At 66.0% G+C, this 14915-nt stretch carries 13 protein-coding genes; 7 read left to right on the plus strand and 6 right to left on the minus strand.

Going from position 1 to position 14915, the window contains the following annotated elements:
- Nucleotides 1-16: 16 nt before the first annotated feature.
- Nucleotides 17-1372, minus strand: coding sequence for an oxidoreductase (locus CHB65_RS03970; RefSeq protein WP_089383760.1), 1356 nt, complete (start codon nucleotides 1370-1372; stop codon nucleotides 17-19).
- 132 nt (nucleotides 1373-1504) lie between these two features.
- On the opposite strand from CHB65_RS03970, the gene CHB65_RS03975 reads away from it, so the two are divergent.
- Both CHB65_RS03975 and aroC read left to right on the plus strand, forming a co-directional pair.
- A complete protein-coding gene (locus CHB65_RS03975; protein ID WP_089383761.1) occupies nucleotides 1505-2644 on the plus strand; it encodes a S1C family serine protease in 1140 nt (379 codons plus the stop codon).
- An 88-nt stretch (nucleotides 2645-2732) separates the two neighbouring features.
- Complete coding sequence (gene aroC / locus CHB65_RS03980) at nucleotides 2733-3920, plus strand: chorismate synthase (protein WP_089383762.1); 1188 nt, start codon at nucleotides 2733-2735, stop codon at nucleotides 3918-3920.
- Between the two features lie 30 nt (nucleotides 3921-3950).
- On the opposite strand, the gene hflX is transcribed toward aroC, so the two are convergent.
- Complete coding sequence (gene hflX, locus CHB65_RS03985) at nucleotides 3951-5273, minus strand: GTPase HflX (protein ID WP_089383763.1); 1323 nt, start codon at nucleotides 5271-5273, stop codon at nucleotides 3951-3953.
- Nucleotides 5273-5623: a DUF2209 family protein gene (locus CHB65_RS03990; protein ID WP_281251547.1), complete on the minus strand. Its 351-nt coding sequence runs from the start codon at nucleotides 5621-5623 to the stop codon at nucleotides 5273-5275. Before CHB65_RS03990 ends, hflX begins: the two co-directional genes overlap by 1 nt.
- A gap of 287 nt (nucleotides 5624-5910) precedes the next feature.
- On the opposite strand from CHB65_RS03990, the gene CHB65_RS03995 reads away from it, so the two are divergent.
- Both CHB65_RS03995 and CHB65_RS04000 read left to right on the plus strand, forming a co-directional pair.
- Nucleotides 5911-7200 carry an MFS transporter gene (locus CHB65_RS03995; RefSeq protein WP_394335405.1) on the plus strand — a complete coding sequence of 430 codons (1290 nt, stop codon included), beginning with the start codon at nucleotides 5911-5913 and terminating at the stop codon, nucleotides 7198-7200.
- Between the two features lie 77 nt (nucleotides 7201-7277).
- A complete protein-coding gene (locus CHB65_RS04000) occupies nucleotides 7278-8099 on the plus strand; it encodes an HD domain-containing protein (RefSeq protein ID WP_089383766.1) in 822 nt (273 codons plus the stop codon).
- A 27-nt stretch (nucleotides 8100-8126) separates the two neighbouring features.
- Here CHB65_RS04000 and moaC read toward each other — a convergent pair whose 3' ends face one another.
- From moaC to CHB65_RS04015, 3 genes are all read right to left on the minus strand, one after another.
- A complete protein-coding gene (gene moaC, locus CHB65_RS04005) occupies nucleotides 8127-8666 on the minus strand; it encodes a cyclic pyranopterin monophosphate synthase MoaC (RefSeq protein ID WP_089383767.1) in 540 nt (179 codons plus the stop codon).
- A complete protein-coding gene (locus tag CHB65_RS04010; RefSeq protein ID WP_089383768.1) occupies nucleotides 8659-10176 on the minus strand; it encodes an NAD(P)H-hydrate dehydratase in 1518 nt (505 codons plus the stop codon). Before CHB65_RS04010 ends, moaC begins: the two co-directional genes overlap by 8 nt.
- Before the next feature lie 70 nt (nucleotides 10177-10246).
- Nucleotides 10247-11029: a Sir2 family NAD-dependent protein deacetylase gene (locus CHB65_RS04015; RefSeq protein WP_089383769.1), complete on the minus strand. Its 783-nt coding sequence runs from the start codon at nucleotides 11027-11029 to the stop codon at nucleotides 10247-10249.
- A 128-nt stretch (nucleotides 11030-11157) separates the two neighbouring features.
- On the opposite strand from CHB65_RS04015, the gene CHB65_RS04020 reads away from it, so the two are divergent.
- From CHB65_RS04020 to CHB65_RS04030, 3 genes are all read left to right on the plus strand, one after another.
- Nucleotides 11158-11988: an MBL fold metallo-hydrolase gene (locus tag CHB65_RS04020; RefSeq protein ID WP_089383770.1), complete on the plus strand. Its 831-nt coding sequence runs from the start codon at nucleotides 11158-11160 to the stop codon at nucleotides 11986-11988.
- A 183-nt stretch (nucleotides 11989-12171) separates the two neighbouring features.
- On the plus strand, nucleotides 12172-13917 hold the full coding sequence (locus CHB65_RS04025; protein WP_089383771.1) for a coiled-coil domain-containing protein: 1746 nt from the start codon (nucleotides 12172-12174) through the stop codon (nucleotides 13915-13917).
- A gap of 68 nt (nucleotides 13918-13985) precedes the next feature.
- Nucleotides 13986-14891, plus strand: a complete 906-nt coding sequence (locus CHB65_RS04030) for a hypothetical protein (protein WP_089383772.1) — start codon at nucleotides 13986-13988, stop codon at nucleotides 14889-14891.
- Nucleotides 14892-14915 lie beyond the last annotated feature (24 nt).

A 14915-nucleotide genomic window follows, 5' to 3' on the forward strand; every position in this document is an offset into this window, starting at 1 on the left:
GGTACGGCGGCGATGTTTATAAACGCCCGTCGTCGTTTGTCGACGCGCTCCGATCGTACGCGCCGTGTTTCCGAAGCCGCCCCGCGTGCATCAACACCGACGGCGTCCGGCAGACCCCGGACTCCCCGGCGGCCTGTGCGACCGCACAGTTGTTACAGTTCTCACAGACGGCCCGAACGCCGGGGTCGACCTCGCCGAGGAGCCGCGCCGGAAGCTCGGGCTCCGCATAAAACGGGCGGCCCATGCCGACGAGGTCCGCGTCTCGGTCGAGCGTGTCGTCCATCTCCGCGCGTTCACGAAGGCCACCCTCACAGAGAACCGGAATGCCTACCCGCTCACGCACGCGTCGACAGAGCGAGCGGTTCCAGCCCGGCTCGAAGTCGTACGCGAACGACTCGATCCAGTTGCCTATCGCCACCGCGGCCGCGCGCGGAAGCGACCCGAACGCCTCGCGATAGCCGTCACGGAATCGCGGCTCGCGCCACGCGGCCGTCGGAAACTCGCCGCGCACGACGCTCATATCCCAGAACACGCTCGTCCGGACGGGAACGACCCCGTCGTACCCGGCCTTTTCGAGCCGTTCACAGACGCGGACCGCGTCCACGTCGGTCAGATGTGGACCGATACCCGGGAACGTGGGTCGCTCCGAGGGTACCTTCGTGATAAGCGGTACGTCGCCCGCACGCTCGCGGATCTCCTCGGCAAGGAGTTCGAGGAACGCGACGCCGGCGCCGACGTCCGGGTCGATCCCGAACCGGTCGTCGCGGCGATTATAAAACGGCGAGAGGAACTGCTGGACGATCCCCATGTTCGCGCCGGCGATGTGGACCATGTCGTAGCCGGAATCGACCGCCCGCGCCGCCGCCCGACCGAAATCGGCGGCGAGTTCCTCGACTTCCGCAGTCGAGAGGACGTGTGGTGACAGATCGAGAAATCCCACGCGGTCGAGGAGGCGGAGGGGCCATGGCGGCCGGGAGACGGCGAGTTGATCGAGATCGGGATGTTCCGTCCGGTAGCCCGCGTGCCAGACCTCCATCGACCGCAACCCGCCATGTTCGAGCTGGATCGCGATCCGCGCGCCGTGTGTATGGATCGTCTCCGTGAGTCGGGAGAGATCCTCGATGAACGCCGGATCGTGGACCCGCGTCATTCCCGGAGCCGCACAGCCGCCCTCGCCGCTGATGATCGTCGCCCCCTGATGGATGAGCCCGGCCCCGGACGCGGCCGCCGGTTCGAGGTCGGCGATCAGCGTGTCGACCGCGTCGGGTCCGTTGCCGGCACATTCCAACAGGGGTGCGCGATAGAGCCGATTACGGAGTCGAAGCCCGCCGATGGAGACGGGATCATCGAGGGTTACCGCGGCTCGGTCCATACACGTATTCGGTCGGCACGTAACTTGACGGTTCGGCCGAAACGAGTCGCGGACGTCCGGCCAACCCGATCCGACCAACCGCTTAACGCTATGTGGCCGATCCCTTAACCCCATCCGCCCCCACGGTCGTCCATGGAACGGACGCGACGTGGATTTCTCGGGCTCGGCGGCGCCGCCATAACCGCCCTTGCCGGCTGTCTGGCCCCGACCGGCGACGGTGGACGCCTCGGGGTCGATGCCGCTAACGAGCCCCCGGAACCGACCGACCCGGCTCGGGTCGAGGTGGATTCGGCGATCGATTACGGCGAGGTGTACGAGGCTGTTTCTCCATCTGTCGCCCGGATCCAGATCTACGTCGAGGAGGGTGCGGGCGGTTTCTTCGGCGGCGACGAGGGCGGCGAGGCGGGACAGGGGTCCGGGTTTCGATACACCGACGACATGCTGGTGACCAACGATCACGTCCTCGCCGAACCCGACGCGATCCGGGTCCAAACCGCGGAGGGGACGTGGCTCGACGCCGAGGTTGTCGGCCGCGACCCGTTCAGCGACCTCGCGGTCATTCAAACGGACGGAAGTTTACCGGGTGGACCGCTGCCGGTCGCGGAGTCGATCCCGCCGGTCGGGACGGACGTCCTCGTCGTCGGCTCCCCGCTCGGATTGTCGGGAAGCGCCACACAGGGGATCATCAGCGGGACGAATCGGACGATCCCCGGGGAGGTGACCGAGGCCGGCCAGTTCTCCATCGCGGACGCGATCCAGACCGACGCCGCATTGAACCCCGGCAACAGCGGCGGGCCGATCGTCACCCTCGACGGCAACGTGGTCGGCGTCGCGACCGCGACACAGGGCGAAAACATCGGGTTCGGCGTCTCGGCGGCCCTGCTGAACCGGGTCGTCCCGGAACTGATCGAGACCGGCGAGTTCGAACACTCACACATGGGGGTGAGCATCGTCGAGGTCGACCCCCTGCTCGCCGAGGCGAACGACCTACCCGAGATGCGCGGAGTGTACATCGTCGATGTGGACGGGACGGGACCATCCGCGGATCTCCTGCGTGGAGACGATGAGGAGGTCGTCGTCGAGGGGGCCCCCGTCCCCACCGGCGGCGACACCATCGCCGCGCTCGACGGTGAGGAGATAGCAACGACCGACGACCTCTCGCGATACCTCGCGCTGGAGACGGATCCCGGCGACGACCTCGCGGTGACGGTGTGGCGTGACGGCGAGGAAGAGACCGTCGATGTCGAGTTGGGAGTCCGACCCGAGGCATAACCGCTGTCGCCGACTGTAACCGCTGCCGCCGACTGTAACCGCTGCCGCCGACTGTAACCCCTAAATGCCCCCGCCCATAGGTAGGGGTATGAACGGGAATCGGTTCGGTCGGCTGTTTCAGGTGACCACCTACGGCGAGAGCCACGGCGAGGCGATGGGCGTGACCGTCTCGGGCGTTCCGGCGGGCGTCGAACTCGATCAGCAAGCCATTCAGGCACAGCTCGACCGGCGAAAGCCCGGCCAATCGATGATCACGACCTCGCGCGGTGAACCCGACGAGGTGACGATCAACTCCGGGATCCAGGACGGCTACACGACCGGTACCCCGATCGGGATGGTGATCCAGAACAAGGACGCCCGATCCGGTAAATACGAACCGTACGTCACCGCTCCACGCCCCTCCCACGGCGATTACACCTACTCCGCGAAGTTCGGGACGCGAAACTGGGGCGGCGGCGGCCGCTCGTCGGCACGTGAGACGGTGAACTGGGTCGCCGCTGGGGCGGTCGCAGAACAGGTGCTCGACGCCTCCCCGTACGACATCGAGATCAAAGCGCATGTCAATCGCATCGGGGACGTCGAGGCCGGTCCGGTCACGTTCGAGGAGATCCTCGAACAGAGCGAGGAGAACGACGTTCGGTGTGCGGATCCGGAGGCCGCCGCCGAGATGCAGGAGCTGATCGAGGAGTATCAGCGCGAGGGCGACTCGATCGGCGGCTCGATCTACTTCGAATGTCGGGGGGTTCCCCGCGGCCTCGGTGCACCGCGGTTCGACAGCTTTCCGGCCCGGCTCGGGCAGGCGATGTTTTCCATCCCGGCGACGACCGCCGTCGAGTACGGCCTCGGGAAGGAGGCCAGCGCCGCGGCCGGCAAGGACCGAAACGAGGACTGGACGTTCGACGACGGCGAGTCCTTCGATCACGTCGTGAGCGAGGCGGGCGATCCGGTTCCGGTCGGCAACGACCATGGCGGTCTTCAGGGGGGAATCACCACCGGCGAGCCCATCTACGGGGAGGCCACCTGGCACGCGCCCACCTCCATCCCGAAAAAGCAGCGCTCGGCCGACTGGGAGACGGGCGAGGAGAAGGAGGTGCAGGTCGTCGGTCGACACGACCCCGTCCTCCCGCCGCGTGCGGTTCCCGTCGTCGAGGCGATGCTCACGCTCACCGTCCTCGATTTCATGCTGCTCGCCGGGCGGATCAACCCCGACCGCGTCGACGGTGCCGTCGGCGAATACGACACCGAGTACCATCCGAGCAGCCCGCGGAACGAGTGAGTCGGCGGGCGGTCGGCCGCGGATGGCTCCTTAGGCCGATTCGACGGCGGCGAGGTCGCCGGCCTTCGATCGCGCCTTCGCGACGACGGTCGGTCTGGCCTCGAACGCGACGGTCACTTGATCCTCGGCGTATGTCTCCTCCTCGACGTGACCGTTGTCGTAGATCCACGAGACGAGACTCATCGCGTCGTCCGAAAGCGGGAGGACGAGCCGTTCACGCTCCCATGGCGGCAGCTCCGCTTCGACACGGTCACGCAGCTCCGCGATCCCGGCGCCGGTTCGCGCGGAGACCGCGACGGGGTCCGGTGCGAGTCCCGAGAGGGCGGCCCGCTTGTCCGCGAGTTCGCCCGGCGCGAGTCGGTCGATCTTGTTGAACACGGTGAGGATGGGTGCCTCGTTGCGCTCGTACAGCGTCTCGTGGCTGGTGACAAGCTTCTCACGCATCGCCTCTACGGATTCACTCGCGTCGACGACGAGGAGCACGAGGTCCGCGCGGTAGACCGAATCGAGCGTCGATCGGAACGACTCGACGAGCCAATGTGGAAGGTCCGAGACGAACCCGACCGTGTCCGTGAGCAGGACGTCTCGCCGCTCCATCGCGGCCCGCCGGGTGGTCGTGCCGAGCGTCGTAAAGAGCATGTCCTCGGATTCGGCGGTGGTCACGAGGTCGGGATGCCGGTCGGCGTTCTCGTCGACATCGAGTTCGGCGGCGAGCTGCCGCATGAGCGTCGACTTGCCGGCGTTGGTGTAGCCCGCGAGCGCGACGAGGTCGAACCCGGATTCGCGACGTTTCTCCCGGCGGGATTCCTCCTTTTCGGCGATCGAGGCGAGTTCGTCACGGATCTCGGAGATCTGCCGCTTGATATCACGCTCGACGCTTTCGTCGTACTCGCCGAGCCCCATGAACCCCGGGCGCTCATCGCGCTTCGCGAGGCTCGCTTTCGCCTCGGCGCGCGGCAACTCGTAGCGAAGCTCCGCGAGTTCGACCTGTAGTTGTGCCTTCCGGGTATTCGCCCGCTGGCCGAAGATCTCGAGGATGAGCGTGAACCGATCGACCACCTCGACGCCGTCGGGCAGCTCGCTGCCGATGTTGAACGTCTGGTAGGGCCCGACGTCGTTGTCGATGATCACGAACCCTGCGTCCCGGGCGATGACCAGGTCGCGAAGCTCCGAGACCTTTCCTTCGCCGAACATGAACGCGGCGTCCTCGGTTCGGCTCTGTGAGAGCTCGCCGACGACCGTATAGCCCGCCGCGGCGGCGAGGTCGCGGATCTCCGTCAGGTCCGGATCCCCGAAATCGACCCGCTTCGCGACGACGGCTCGGCGTGCGTCGGCGTCGGTCTCGTCGCTCATCATCGGAGGAGGTCCCGCGCGGCGTAGGCGGCGTGGTGGGCAGTCTGCACGGTAGCGCGTTCACCTATGCTCTCGACGTATTTAAACTCGGGTCGGAAACTGAGCGCGACCAGCTCCGCCGGCTCGCCGTAGAACTCGCCGCCCTCGGAGACGATCGGACAATCCGGCGGCTCCGGGAGGTTCCCGACGGCCTCCGCGGTCAACGCGAGGGTCGCATCGAGGGTCGGTCCCTCGCGGACGCTCGCGAAGCCCATGCCTTCGATCGACCGGATACGTGAGGAGTCGATCACGGCGTGAACGGCGGCCGCAACCATTAGATACTCGCCGTCTTCCTCGTGGCGGCCGCTGATGTCGACGCCGACGACCTCAGGGGCGGGGATCGTTCACCTCGGCTGGTCGGGAACGCGGATTCGATGCCATATTCGCGCGTATGTCGGGGAGTGGCTTGAAACTTCCCGACCGTACTGGAGATCGGGGTCGCCCCCGGGCCGTCGAGATACCCACCGAACGGATCGCCCCGATCCCAACCCTTAGGCGACGGCGTCGGGTGGCTACCGACGTGACGGGGCGATCGGATGGACGAGATGAGGGAAGTCTGTCACGGACTGAAGAGGCCGATCGCGGCGTCCTTCAGGCGATCCTCCACGATCCACGGCGACGACGGTGGGTCGCCTGGGGCGCGCTGGCGCTCGTCTTCCTCCTCGTGAACCTGCATCGGCTCTCGACGGGCGTGCTGTCCGAGGAGTTGACGGCGGGATTCGACCTGTCGGCGGCACAGCTCGGGACGGTTCATGCGGCGTTCTTCGTCGTCTACGCGGTCGTGCAGATCCCGACCGGCGTGCTCGTCGATCGGGTCGGCCCACGGTACGTCGGCACGGGCGGTGCGATCGTGCTCAGCATCGGTGCCGTTGGCTTTGCACTCGGTGACAGCTATGCGACCGCGCTTGCCTCCCGGGCGGTGATCGGGCTGGGAAGCGGCGTGATCTTCGTGTCGATCCTTCGGTTCTGTGCGAACTGGTATCGAACCGACGAGTTCGCGACGATGACCGGCATGACCGCCTCCATCGCGGGGCTCGGTGCGATATTCGCGACGTTACCGCTGGCGGTCGCAGTCGATGCGGTCGGCTGGCGATCGTCGATAACCTTTCTGGCCTTCATCGGGCTCTGTTCGGGCGCCGCGGCGTACGGGCTCGTGCGGAATTCCCCCGCAAGCGCCGGGCTCAAGCCGATCGATAACGTCCCCGAACAGCCGTCGATAAGCCTCACGGAGACCGCGAGACACCTCCGCCGACTGATCCGCGATCCGGCACAGTGGCTCCTCTCGGCCGTCTTTTTCGCCGTGAACGGCTCGTTCCTTACGTTGATCGGGCTCTGGGGGGTTCCCTACCTCGTCGTCGTCTACGACATGACCGTCCAGACCGCCTCGATGTTCACGCTGATCGGCGCCATCGGGACGCTCGTCGGCGGACCGGCGATCGGCTGGCTCTCGGATCGATACGAGACGAGACACCTCCCGATCACGGCCGGGGTCGCGCTCTTCGCGCTCGCACACGCCACCGTCGCCGCGACGGGTCGTCCGCCCCTCACCGTCATCGTGGTCGTCTATCTGCTCTCCGGGTTCCTCGTCGGCGCCGGCGTGTTGACGCTCACCGTGGTGAAAGAGCGGTATCCGGCTGGGGCCAGCGGCGTGGTGACCGCGACGGTCAACGCAGCGGGATTCGTCGGTGCCGCCGTCCTCCCGTGGGCGATGGGGACCGCCCTCGACGCCTATCGAACCGGCGAGGTCGTCGGCGGGACCGTCGCATACACGGAGTTCGGCTACCGCGTCGCCTTCGGGATCACCGCCGCGGCGCTCACGATAGGGTTTCTCTGTTCGGTGGTCCTCTGGCGGACGGAGCGGCGTCGTGAGGGGAGCGAGCACGGATAGCCTACGCCACAGCGCCGAGGACCGATCCACCGGCGACGCCGTACCCTTATAAGCCGTGGCGGCCTGCTTCAACACCCATGCGCAAGGCCGCCGACGACGTCCACGTCGAGCGACGTGAGTACGACCCCGATGCCGATCACTCGTTTCCCGATGAGCGCTTAAATACGGTCCTCGAGCGGATCACCACGGATCCGGAGATCGAAACCTATCTCGAGGCCCAGAACGTGAACGCCGTCACCCGCAAGGGATACAACGATCACGGGACGAAACACATCCGGATCGTCCGTGATCGCGCGCTGCGACTCTATGAGCTGTTAAAACGTGGCGGGGTGGAGTTCAACGGCGCGCTTCAGCAGGGGCTCGAGGAAGCCGATGAATCGGTCATCATCGCGCTCGCGGCGACGCTTCACGACGTCGGCCACGTCGTCCATCGGGACGATCACTCCTATTACTCCATCCCCATCGCCGCCGACATCCTCGACCGGTTCCTCCCCGAGTTCTATGACGTCCCCGAGCAGGTGCGGGTGAAAGCCGAGGTGCTGCATGCCATCCTCTGTCACCACACCGAGGAGATCCCGCTGACACGGGAGGCCGGCGTCATCCGGATCGCGGACGGCCTCGATATGGAACGTGGGCGTTCGCGCGTGCCCTACGAGAAGGGCGGTCGTGGGATCAACACCATCTCCTCGCAGGCCATCGAAAGCGTGGCCCTCTGTGAGGGCGAGCGGGCCCCGGTGCTCGTCGAGATCCGGATGAACAACGCCGCGGGCGTCTATCAGGTCGACTCGCTGTTGAAAGCCAAAGTCGATCACTCGCTGCTCGAAGAGGAGGTACGGATCGTCGCCATCAACAGCAAGGAGAACGGCGAGGATTCGCTCGTCGAGCGGATCGAACTCTGAAACGACGCTCCGCGCGCCGCACGGAGCCTATTCGACCGGCAGCTTCTCCTTTTTGAGCACCCGAACGTCCTCGATCCGCGTCTCCGGATAGTTCCCGTCGGCGTCCTTCTCGGCCGCTTTGACCATGTCCCAGACGACGTTGAGACCGGTGGTGACGCCCTGAAGGGCCTCCATCTCACAGCCGGTTTTGCCGGTCGTCTCGACGCCGACAGTGAGCACGACCCGATCGGCGTCGACATCCAAGGCGACGTCGACGTTCGTTACCGGGATCTGGTGACACATCGGGATCGTCTCCCAGGTGTGTTTGACCGCGTCGATGGCCCCGATCCGGGCCGTCGCCAACACGTCACCCTTCGCCACCTCGTTCGCGCGGATCGCCTCGATAGTCCCGGGCGTGAGCCGGATCGTCCCACGGGCGACCGCCCGGCGATTCGAGTCCGGTTTCGAGCCGATATCGACCATTCGGGCCGCGCCGTCGGCGTCGGTGTGTGTCAGATCCGTTCCGGTCGCGGCGACCGAGTCGGTGGCCTCGTCGGCAGTCGTTTCGGGGGATGATCCGTCACTCATGGATATACATCCCGTGTGGGATCAGATCGATTAAATCCGTCGCCACGAGCCCGTTGCCGTATTCTTCGGCGGCCGCGTCCCCGGCGCGTCCGGTGACGTACGCGCCCACCGCCGCGGCCTCGAAGGGATCGAGTCTCGCCGCGAACGCGCCGACCGTCCCCGCCAACACGTCGCCGGTGCCGCCGACGGTCATCCCGGGGTTGCCCGTGCGGTTCAACCTGACGTCGTCGCCGTCGTGGGCGGCGATGACGTCGACGGCCCCCTTCACGAGCATCGTCGCCCCGACCTCGGCGGCGAACGCGCCAACGAGGTCGACGCGTCGATCGGGATCCTCGTGGGTGCGGCCACCCATGCCGACCAGCTCGCCCTGATGCGGCGTACAGATGAGGTCGGCCGCCGTGTCGATCCCGGGAACAACGGCGAGGGCGTCGGCGTCGATCACCGCCCGTCCCGCATACCGAGCCAGGAACGCGCCGACGAACTCCCGTGTGCCCGCCGAATCCCCCATTCCCGGACCGAGCACGACGACGTCAACCTCGGCGGCACGCGCAAGAACCGTCTCCACGTGGCTATCCGCTATCGATTCGCCCGGAAGCGGATGCACGATCAGGTCCGCGGCGTATCCTTGGACCTCCCCAGCGATCGTCTCCGGGCAGGCCACCCGGGCGAGGTCGGCACCCGCACGGAGCGCCGCCCGCGCCGTCAGCGCCGGCGCGCCAGTGTACGGACCACCACCGACAACGAGGACGGTCCCGTTGTCCCCCTTATGTGAGGTCGGATCGCGGTCAAGCGATTCGAGGTCTCCGGGGCCGGTGAACCGTTCCGCCGCCTCGGGGATCCCGATATCCGCGACGGTCACCGGGGTATCGAGCGCGGCGAGTCCCGGCTTTTCGTCGTGGAACGTGACGATCCGGTCCGCCTCGACGACGATCGGCGAATCACACTCCGTGGAATCGTCCGCTGCCGTCGCCGGCGACGTCGTATCCGTCTCATCCTCCATCCCGGCCGGCTCGCCGGTGTCCGCGTCGACCCCGGAGGGGACGTCGACGGCGACCACGGTCGTTCCGCGCTCCCTCGCCTCGTTGATCGCCGACGCCGCCGTCCGTTCCGGCTCGCGAAGCGCGCCGGCGGCCCCGGTGCCGAGCATGGCGTCAACGATAACGTCCGGTTCGTCGATCGCGAACGATGTGGCGTCGGTGATCGCCGTAGTCGGGATCGCTGCGGCTCTTAGCGCGTTCCAGTTCTCGCGGGCGATCCCCGTCGCGATCGACTCCGGACGGCCGAGGAGGTGAACACGCACGTCGTACGCCGAGAGGAACCGCGCGGCCACGAAGCCGTCGCCGCCGTTGTTGCCCCGGCCACAGACGATTACGACGGACGCCCCCGGATCCGCAACCTCCCTGACGGCCCGTGCGACGGCGTTTCCCGACGATTCCATCAATTGTTTCTGTGGGACGCCGAGGGCAGCCGCGTTGGCATCCACTGCCGCCATCCGTGCGCTCGTGATCATGGCGGGGCGTTCTCGTGGGGACGGATTAAGCGTGCGGGGATATCACCCTCGAAGGCGATGGGTGCGATGCCTACCCCCGAACTCGATCGAGCAGCGCCGGCAACGCGTCGGTCACGTCCGCACGAATGTCGTAGGCCGCGGTATCGGCGTATCGCGTCCGTTCGAGGTTGATCACGGCGAGCGTTCCGTCGCCGATCCGGGTCGGAAGGGAGGCGGCAGGGTCGACCGTCAACGACGATCCGGCCGCGATGAAGACGTCGCTCTCGGCCGCCAGCCGTTTCGCCCGGCGGTGTGCCGCCGCCGGCAGCAACTCGCCGAACAGGACGACGTCCGGTTTGAACGGCCCGCCACATTCACAGGTGGGCGGAAGTTCCCCGCCGCGCGCCCGCCGACGGACCGGCGTCGCCGTACGGCTACGATCACACTCGACACAGACGACCCGTGCGTTGGTTCCATGGAGTTCGATCACGTCGGCCGTGTCCGCGGCATGGTGCAGTCCATCGGTGTTCTGGGTGATCACCGCCTCGAGGAGTCCCAGGTCGACGAGTTCGGCTAAGGCCCGATGAGCCGCGTTCGGTTCGGCACCGCCCTGCGGCTCCATGTGGTCATACAGCGCGAGCCGGTCACGCCAGAACCCGGCGGGATCGCGCGCGAACCGGGACCGATGGAACGCCGACGGGTCGAAAACGTCGCCCCAGATACCGTCCTCGCCGCGAAACGTGGGGATTCCTGAGGCCGCGGAGAGCCCGGCGCCGGTGAGTGCGACCGCGCTCCCCGCAGCCCGGAGATCTTCGGCGAGCCGGTCCAGAAGTGTGTCCACGTCGCCGTCACGATCCGAGTCGACCACGTCCATATTCGATATAGCGTTCTGAAGTGTATAAGTCCGCCTCCCGACAGGGTTCGTGATCGCCGCGGGTCCGATGGCGGTACGCTCGCGACGACTTCGCAACCGTTAGGGACGGGAGCGGAGAACGGTTATCCATGAGTTCCGATTGGGACGACTGGCTCCCACGGGCGGTCGCGGCGGCCGAGCCCGACACCGTGGCATGCTGGTATCTCGGCTGTAACGGGTTCGCGATCAAGGGTGCTGAGGGGACCGTCCTCTGGATCGATCCATATGTCGGTCTCGGCGACCCGCCACGGACGGTCCGGATGATCCCCGTCCCCTTCGACCCGGAGGACGTCGAGCACGCCGACGCCGTGCTTGCGACACACGAGCACACCGATCACGTTCATGGGCCCTCCCAGGCGCCGATCCTCGAGAACACGGGCGCCGAGTTCATCGGACCCGACGATACCATCGCGGTCGCACGAGAGGAGGAATCGTGGAGTGAGGACTACGACGTCGAGACAGAGCAATTCCTCGAGGTTGCCGAGGGTGACGAGGTGCGCGTCGGCGAGTTCACCGTACACGTCGTCGAGACGTACGATCCGGACTCGACACATCCCGTCGGCTACGTCATCGAACACGAATCGGGAACCCTCTTCCATGCCGGTGACAGCAAGCCCTCCCCGTCGTTTGAATCGCTCGGCGAGCGCTTCGATATCGACCTTGGCATCCTCGCGTTTGGCTCGATCGGCAACGTGGCTGATAAGGAAACGGGGGAGCCGGTACGAACGAAATGGTACAGCGACGAAAACGAGATAATCGAGGCCGCGAGCACGCTCGAACTCGATCGACTCGTCCCCACTCATTGGGACATGTGGAAGGGCCTAACGGCGGATCCAACCGTCCTGCACAAACATACTGCAAGCTTCGAGTATCCGTGCCACCTCGAGATCGTCGAGATCGGCGATCGGATCGACCTCTGAGTTCGGCACCCGGATCGACCGCTGAACGCGCCACCCGGATCGGCCATTGATCCCTAGGAGCACCGACCACGCCGCTCGGTGAACGCTCATCGGTGTCACCCGACGACGACGCCCGCTGAGACGGATATCACTCCTGAAAGCCGGCCCGTGGAATTTAAGCCCTTGGTTGCGAAGGATGCGTTTATGAGCGAACGGACGGCAGAGGCGGCCATCACCGTCGAGGAGGACGGGATCCGCGTCGATAAGTCCTTCACCGACGACGACTTCCCGGTACCGGCGATCCGATATGAACTCACCTCCAGCCGCGAGGAGGCAGCACGGGTCCGGATCGTCGATACGATCCCGGATTCGTTCCCGATGGACCGTGTCGGGTTTCATCCGGACTACGAGAGCAACAACTGGACCGCATACAAGGACCATCGCGTGGAGTTCGAGCGGGTCATGGAGCCCGACGAGTCCGTCGTGACGGTCTTCGGGATCCGATCCGACGATCCGGATCTTGACGGCTTCATGGCCACACCGATCATCGAGCATGTGCCTGCAGGTGAGGAGATCGAGGACGTCCTCGGCACCGCCGAGACCGACGCGGTTCGGGAGGTACTTTCCGGCGAGCGGGCGACCTTACCCGGAATGGAGGACCCCGTTGACGCGGCCGAGACCGACTCAGAGGCGGACGTTGCAGGGACGGAGAGGGAAACGGAGTCGGGAACGGCGACGGCGCCGACCCCGCGTGCGACCGACCACGAAACGACAGCCGCCGTGACTCGCCGATCCGCCGATGAGGAACTGAAAGCGGATATCGCCGTCGACGCGGACACCCCCGATGCCGAGCCGGACGCCGTGGCCGAATCAGACACCGAGGTCGAATCGGACACCGAGGTCGAATCGGACGAGGATGAATCCGTACGCGATGACCAGGATGGCGGAGCGGATCAGCAGGCCACCCCGGTCGCCGCGGAATCGGCGGAAGCCCCATCCGACACCGGGGACGCTACTGATGAGACCGCGGTGCCGACCGGTACGGGGAGTGTCGCGGCAGCGTTGGCGGCGGAGATCAGAGACGGGCGCGTCGAGGATGACGACCTCGCGGTGCTGCGATCCGAACTCGATCGCAAAGTTCCACGCAGCGTGGACGTGCGGATCGGGCGGCTCCAATCGAGCGTGGCCGACATCGAAGCGTACGCGGACGCGCTCGCGGAGTTCATCGATGACGAGGGAACCGCACGCGAGGTCCTCGAAGGGCTTACAACCCGGGTTGAGGAGGTCGAATCGGAACTGTCCACCGTCTCCGAGCGGCTCGACACCGCGGAGACCGAACGGGAGGACGTTGCCTCCGATGTCGAGACGATGGCCGGCGCCGTTGACGACCTCGAGGACAACGTCGACACGTTGACGACCGATGTCGGGGTGATCGAGGGCGATATGGGTTCATTGACGGATGACGTCGAGGGCACTCAAGAGGAACTCACACGGGTGACGGACCGGGTCACCGGGATCGAAGAGGACGTATCCGGGGTGGAAGACGACGTCGCTTCCGTCGAATCCGACGTCGAGGTGCTCGAAACGTCGCTCTCGGAGACAACGACGGGGCTCACTGAGGTGGAGACGGAGCTCGCGGAACTCGTCGAGACGGTCGATGACATCGATGACGATATCGAGACGCTGTATGAGGGCGTTGATGACGTGGATGCGGCGGTCTCCGGAGTCGAAGGGAGCATCGACGGGATGAAAGACCGCATGAATCGGTTCGACGAGGAGTTCAACGATGTCTGGGACGACATGGCGGAGGTCGATACCAGGCTAACCGACGTGGAGGGCCGCCTCGGCGACGACGTCGCGGACGTGGAAGCCGAGATCGACGAAATACATGAGCAGCTCGAACGGCTCGAGGCGTTCAGGAAGCGCCTCAACGAGGCGTTCGGGCCCTGATCGACCCTCTCGCTGACGAATCACGCGAAAACGGAACCCGTTTTACCCGTCGTATCCCACGCCAATCAATGACCGATCCCGTCCCGATCGCCGTGCCGCGGAAGGGCCGTCCACTGGAAGCCGTTCTCGAACGTATCGCCGCGGCGGGCCAGCACGAGGCACTCGATCGGCTCGCGGATCGGGTGAGCAACACGCTTCGATACGAGAAGGCGATCACGAAGGGCCGGCTGGCGGGCGATTCGGGACCATATCAGCGGCTCGCGGAGTACTCCGAGCCGGGGGAGCCGAACGAACCGGAGTTCACCTTGATGCGGGATGACCGGAAGGGGAAGCCGCGTCGGATCGTCTTCGACTCGGCGACGGTGGACCTCGGCGGCGTCAAGCTCAAGCTCGTCGGACGAGAGGAGCCGTTTCGAGCGCTCAGGACCCACGAATTCGCGCTCGGGTTCGACTCCGCCGATCTCGTGTTAGAGGAGGTCGTCGGCATCGAATCGACGGGGATCGACGACCTTGCGGCCGTCAACGACCGCATCGATCCGCTCGATACCGACGTTCGAGTCGTGAGTGGGCTCGGGGACACCGTCTATCACACCCTGATGGCACGGCCAGAAGTACTTCCACCCGGTGCCGAACTCGACCGTGCGTTCGTCGCCGAGTACCGGGGTAAACTCTGCATCTCCCCACGATATGAACGGTTGGTCAACGCGATCCTCGGAACGGACGCCCTCGCCGGGATCGAGTTCGTCTACCCGAGCGGGGACGAACCTGAGGAGGCGGCCATCGCACGCGTGGACCTCGGGGTGTATCTCACCGTGACTGGATCTACCGCCCGTGAACACGGTCTGGTCGTCGGTGAGCATCTCTTTCCGAGCGAAACGGTTCTTATGAGTAACGTCGCGGAGGACACGCCAGCCGTCGAAACCGTCCGTGAGCTGCTCGTTTCGGAACGACGGAACTCAAAGATCACGGTGTAGATCGAGCGGATCGAGCGGACGAAG

The organism is Halorubrum vacuolatum (assembly GCF_900188065.1).
Lineage (GTDB): Archaea > Halobacteriota > Halobacteria > Halobacteriales > Haloferacaceae > Halorubrum > Halorubrum vacuolatum.

Coding starts and splice junctions, on each gene's coding strand:
- CHB65_RS04000 (WP_089383766.1), top strand. CDS start 7,278: ATGCGCAAGGCCGCCGACGACGTCCACGTCGAGCGACGTGAGTACGAC.
- aroC (WP_089383762.1), top strand. CDS start 2,733: ATGAACGGGAATCGGTTCGGTCGGCTGTTTCAGGTGACCACCTACGGC.
- CHB65_RS04010 (WP_089383768.1), bottom strand. CDS start 10,176: ATGATCACGAGCGCACGGATGGCGGCAGTGGATGCCAACGCGGCTGCC.
- moaC (WP_089383767.1), bottom strand. CDS start 8,666: ATGAGTGACGGATCATCCCCCGAAACGACTGCCGACGAGGCCACCGAC.
- CHB65_RS04015 (WP_089383769.1), bottom strand. CDS start 11,029: ATGGACGTGGTCGACTCGGATCGTGACGGCGACGTGGACACACTTCTG.
- CHB65_RS03975 (WP_089383761.1), top strand. CDS start 1,505: ATGGAACGGACGCGACGTGGATTTCTCGGGCTCGGCGGCGCCGCCATA.
- hflX (WP_089383763.1), bottom strand. CDS start 5,273: ATGAGCGACGAGACCGACGCCGACGCACGCCGAGCCGTCGTCGCGAAG.
- CHB65_RS04020 (WP_089383770.1), top strand. CDS start 11,158: ATGAGTTCCGATTGGGACGACTGGCTCCCACGGGCGGTCGCGGCGGCC.
- CHB65_RS04025 (WP_089383771.1), top strand. CDS start 12,172: ATGAGCGAACGGACGGCAGAGGCGGCCATCACCGTCGAGGAGGACGGG.
- CHB65_RS04030 (WP_089383772.1), top strand. CDS start 13,986: ATGACCGATCCCGTCCCGATCGCCGTGCCGCGGAAGGGCCGTCCACTG.
- CHB65_RS03970 (WP_089383760.1), bottom strand. CDS start 1,372: ATGGACCGAGCCGCGGTAACCCTCGATGATCCCGTCTCCATCGGCGGG.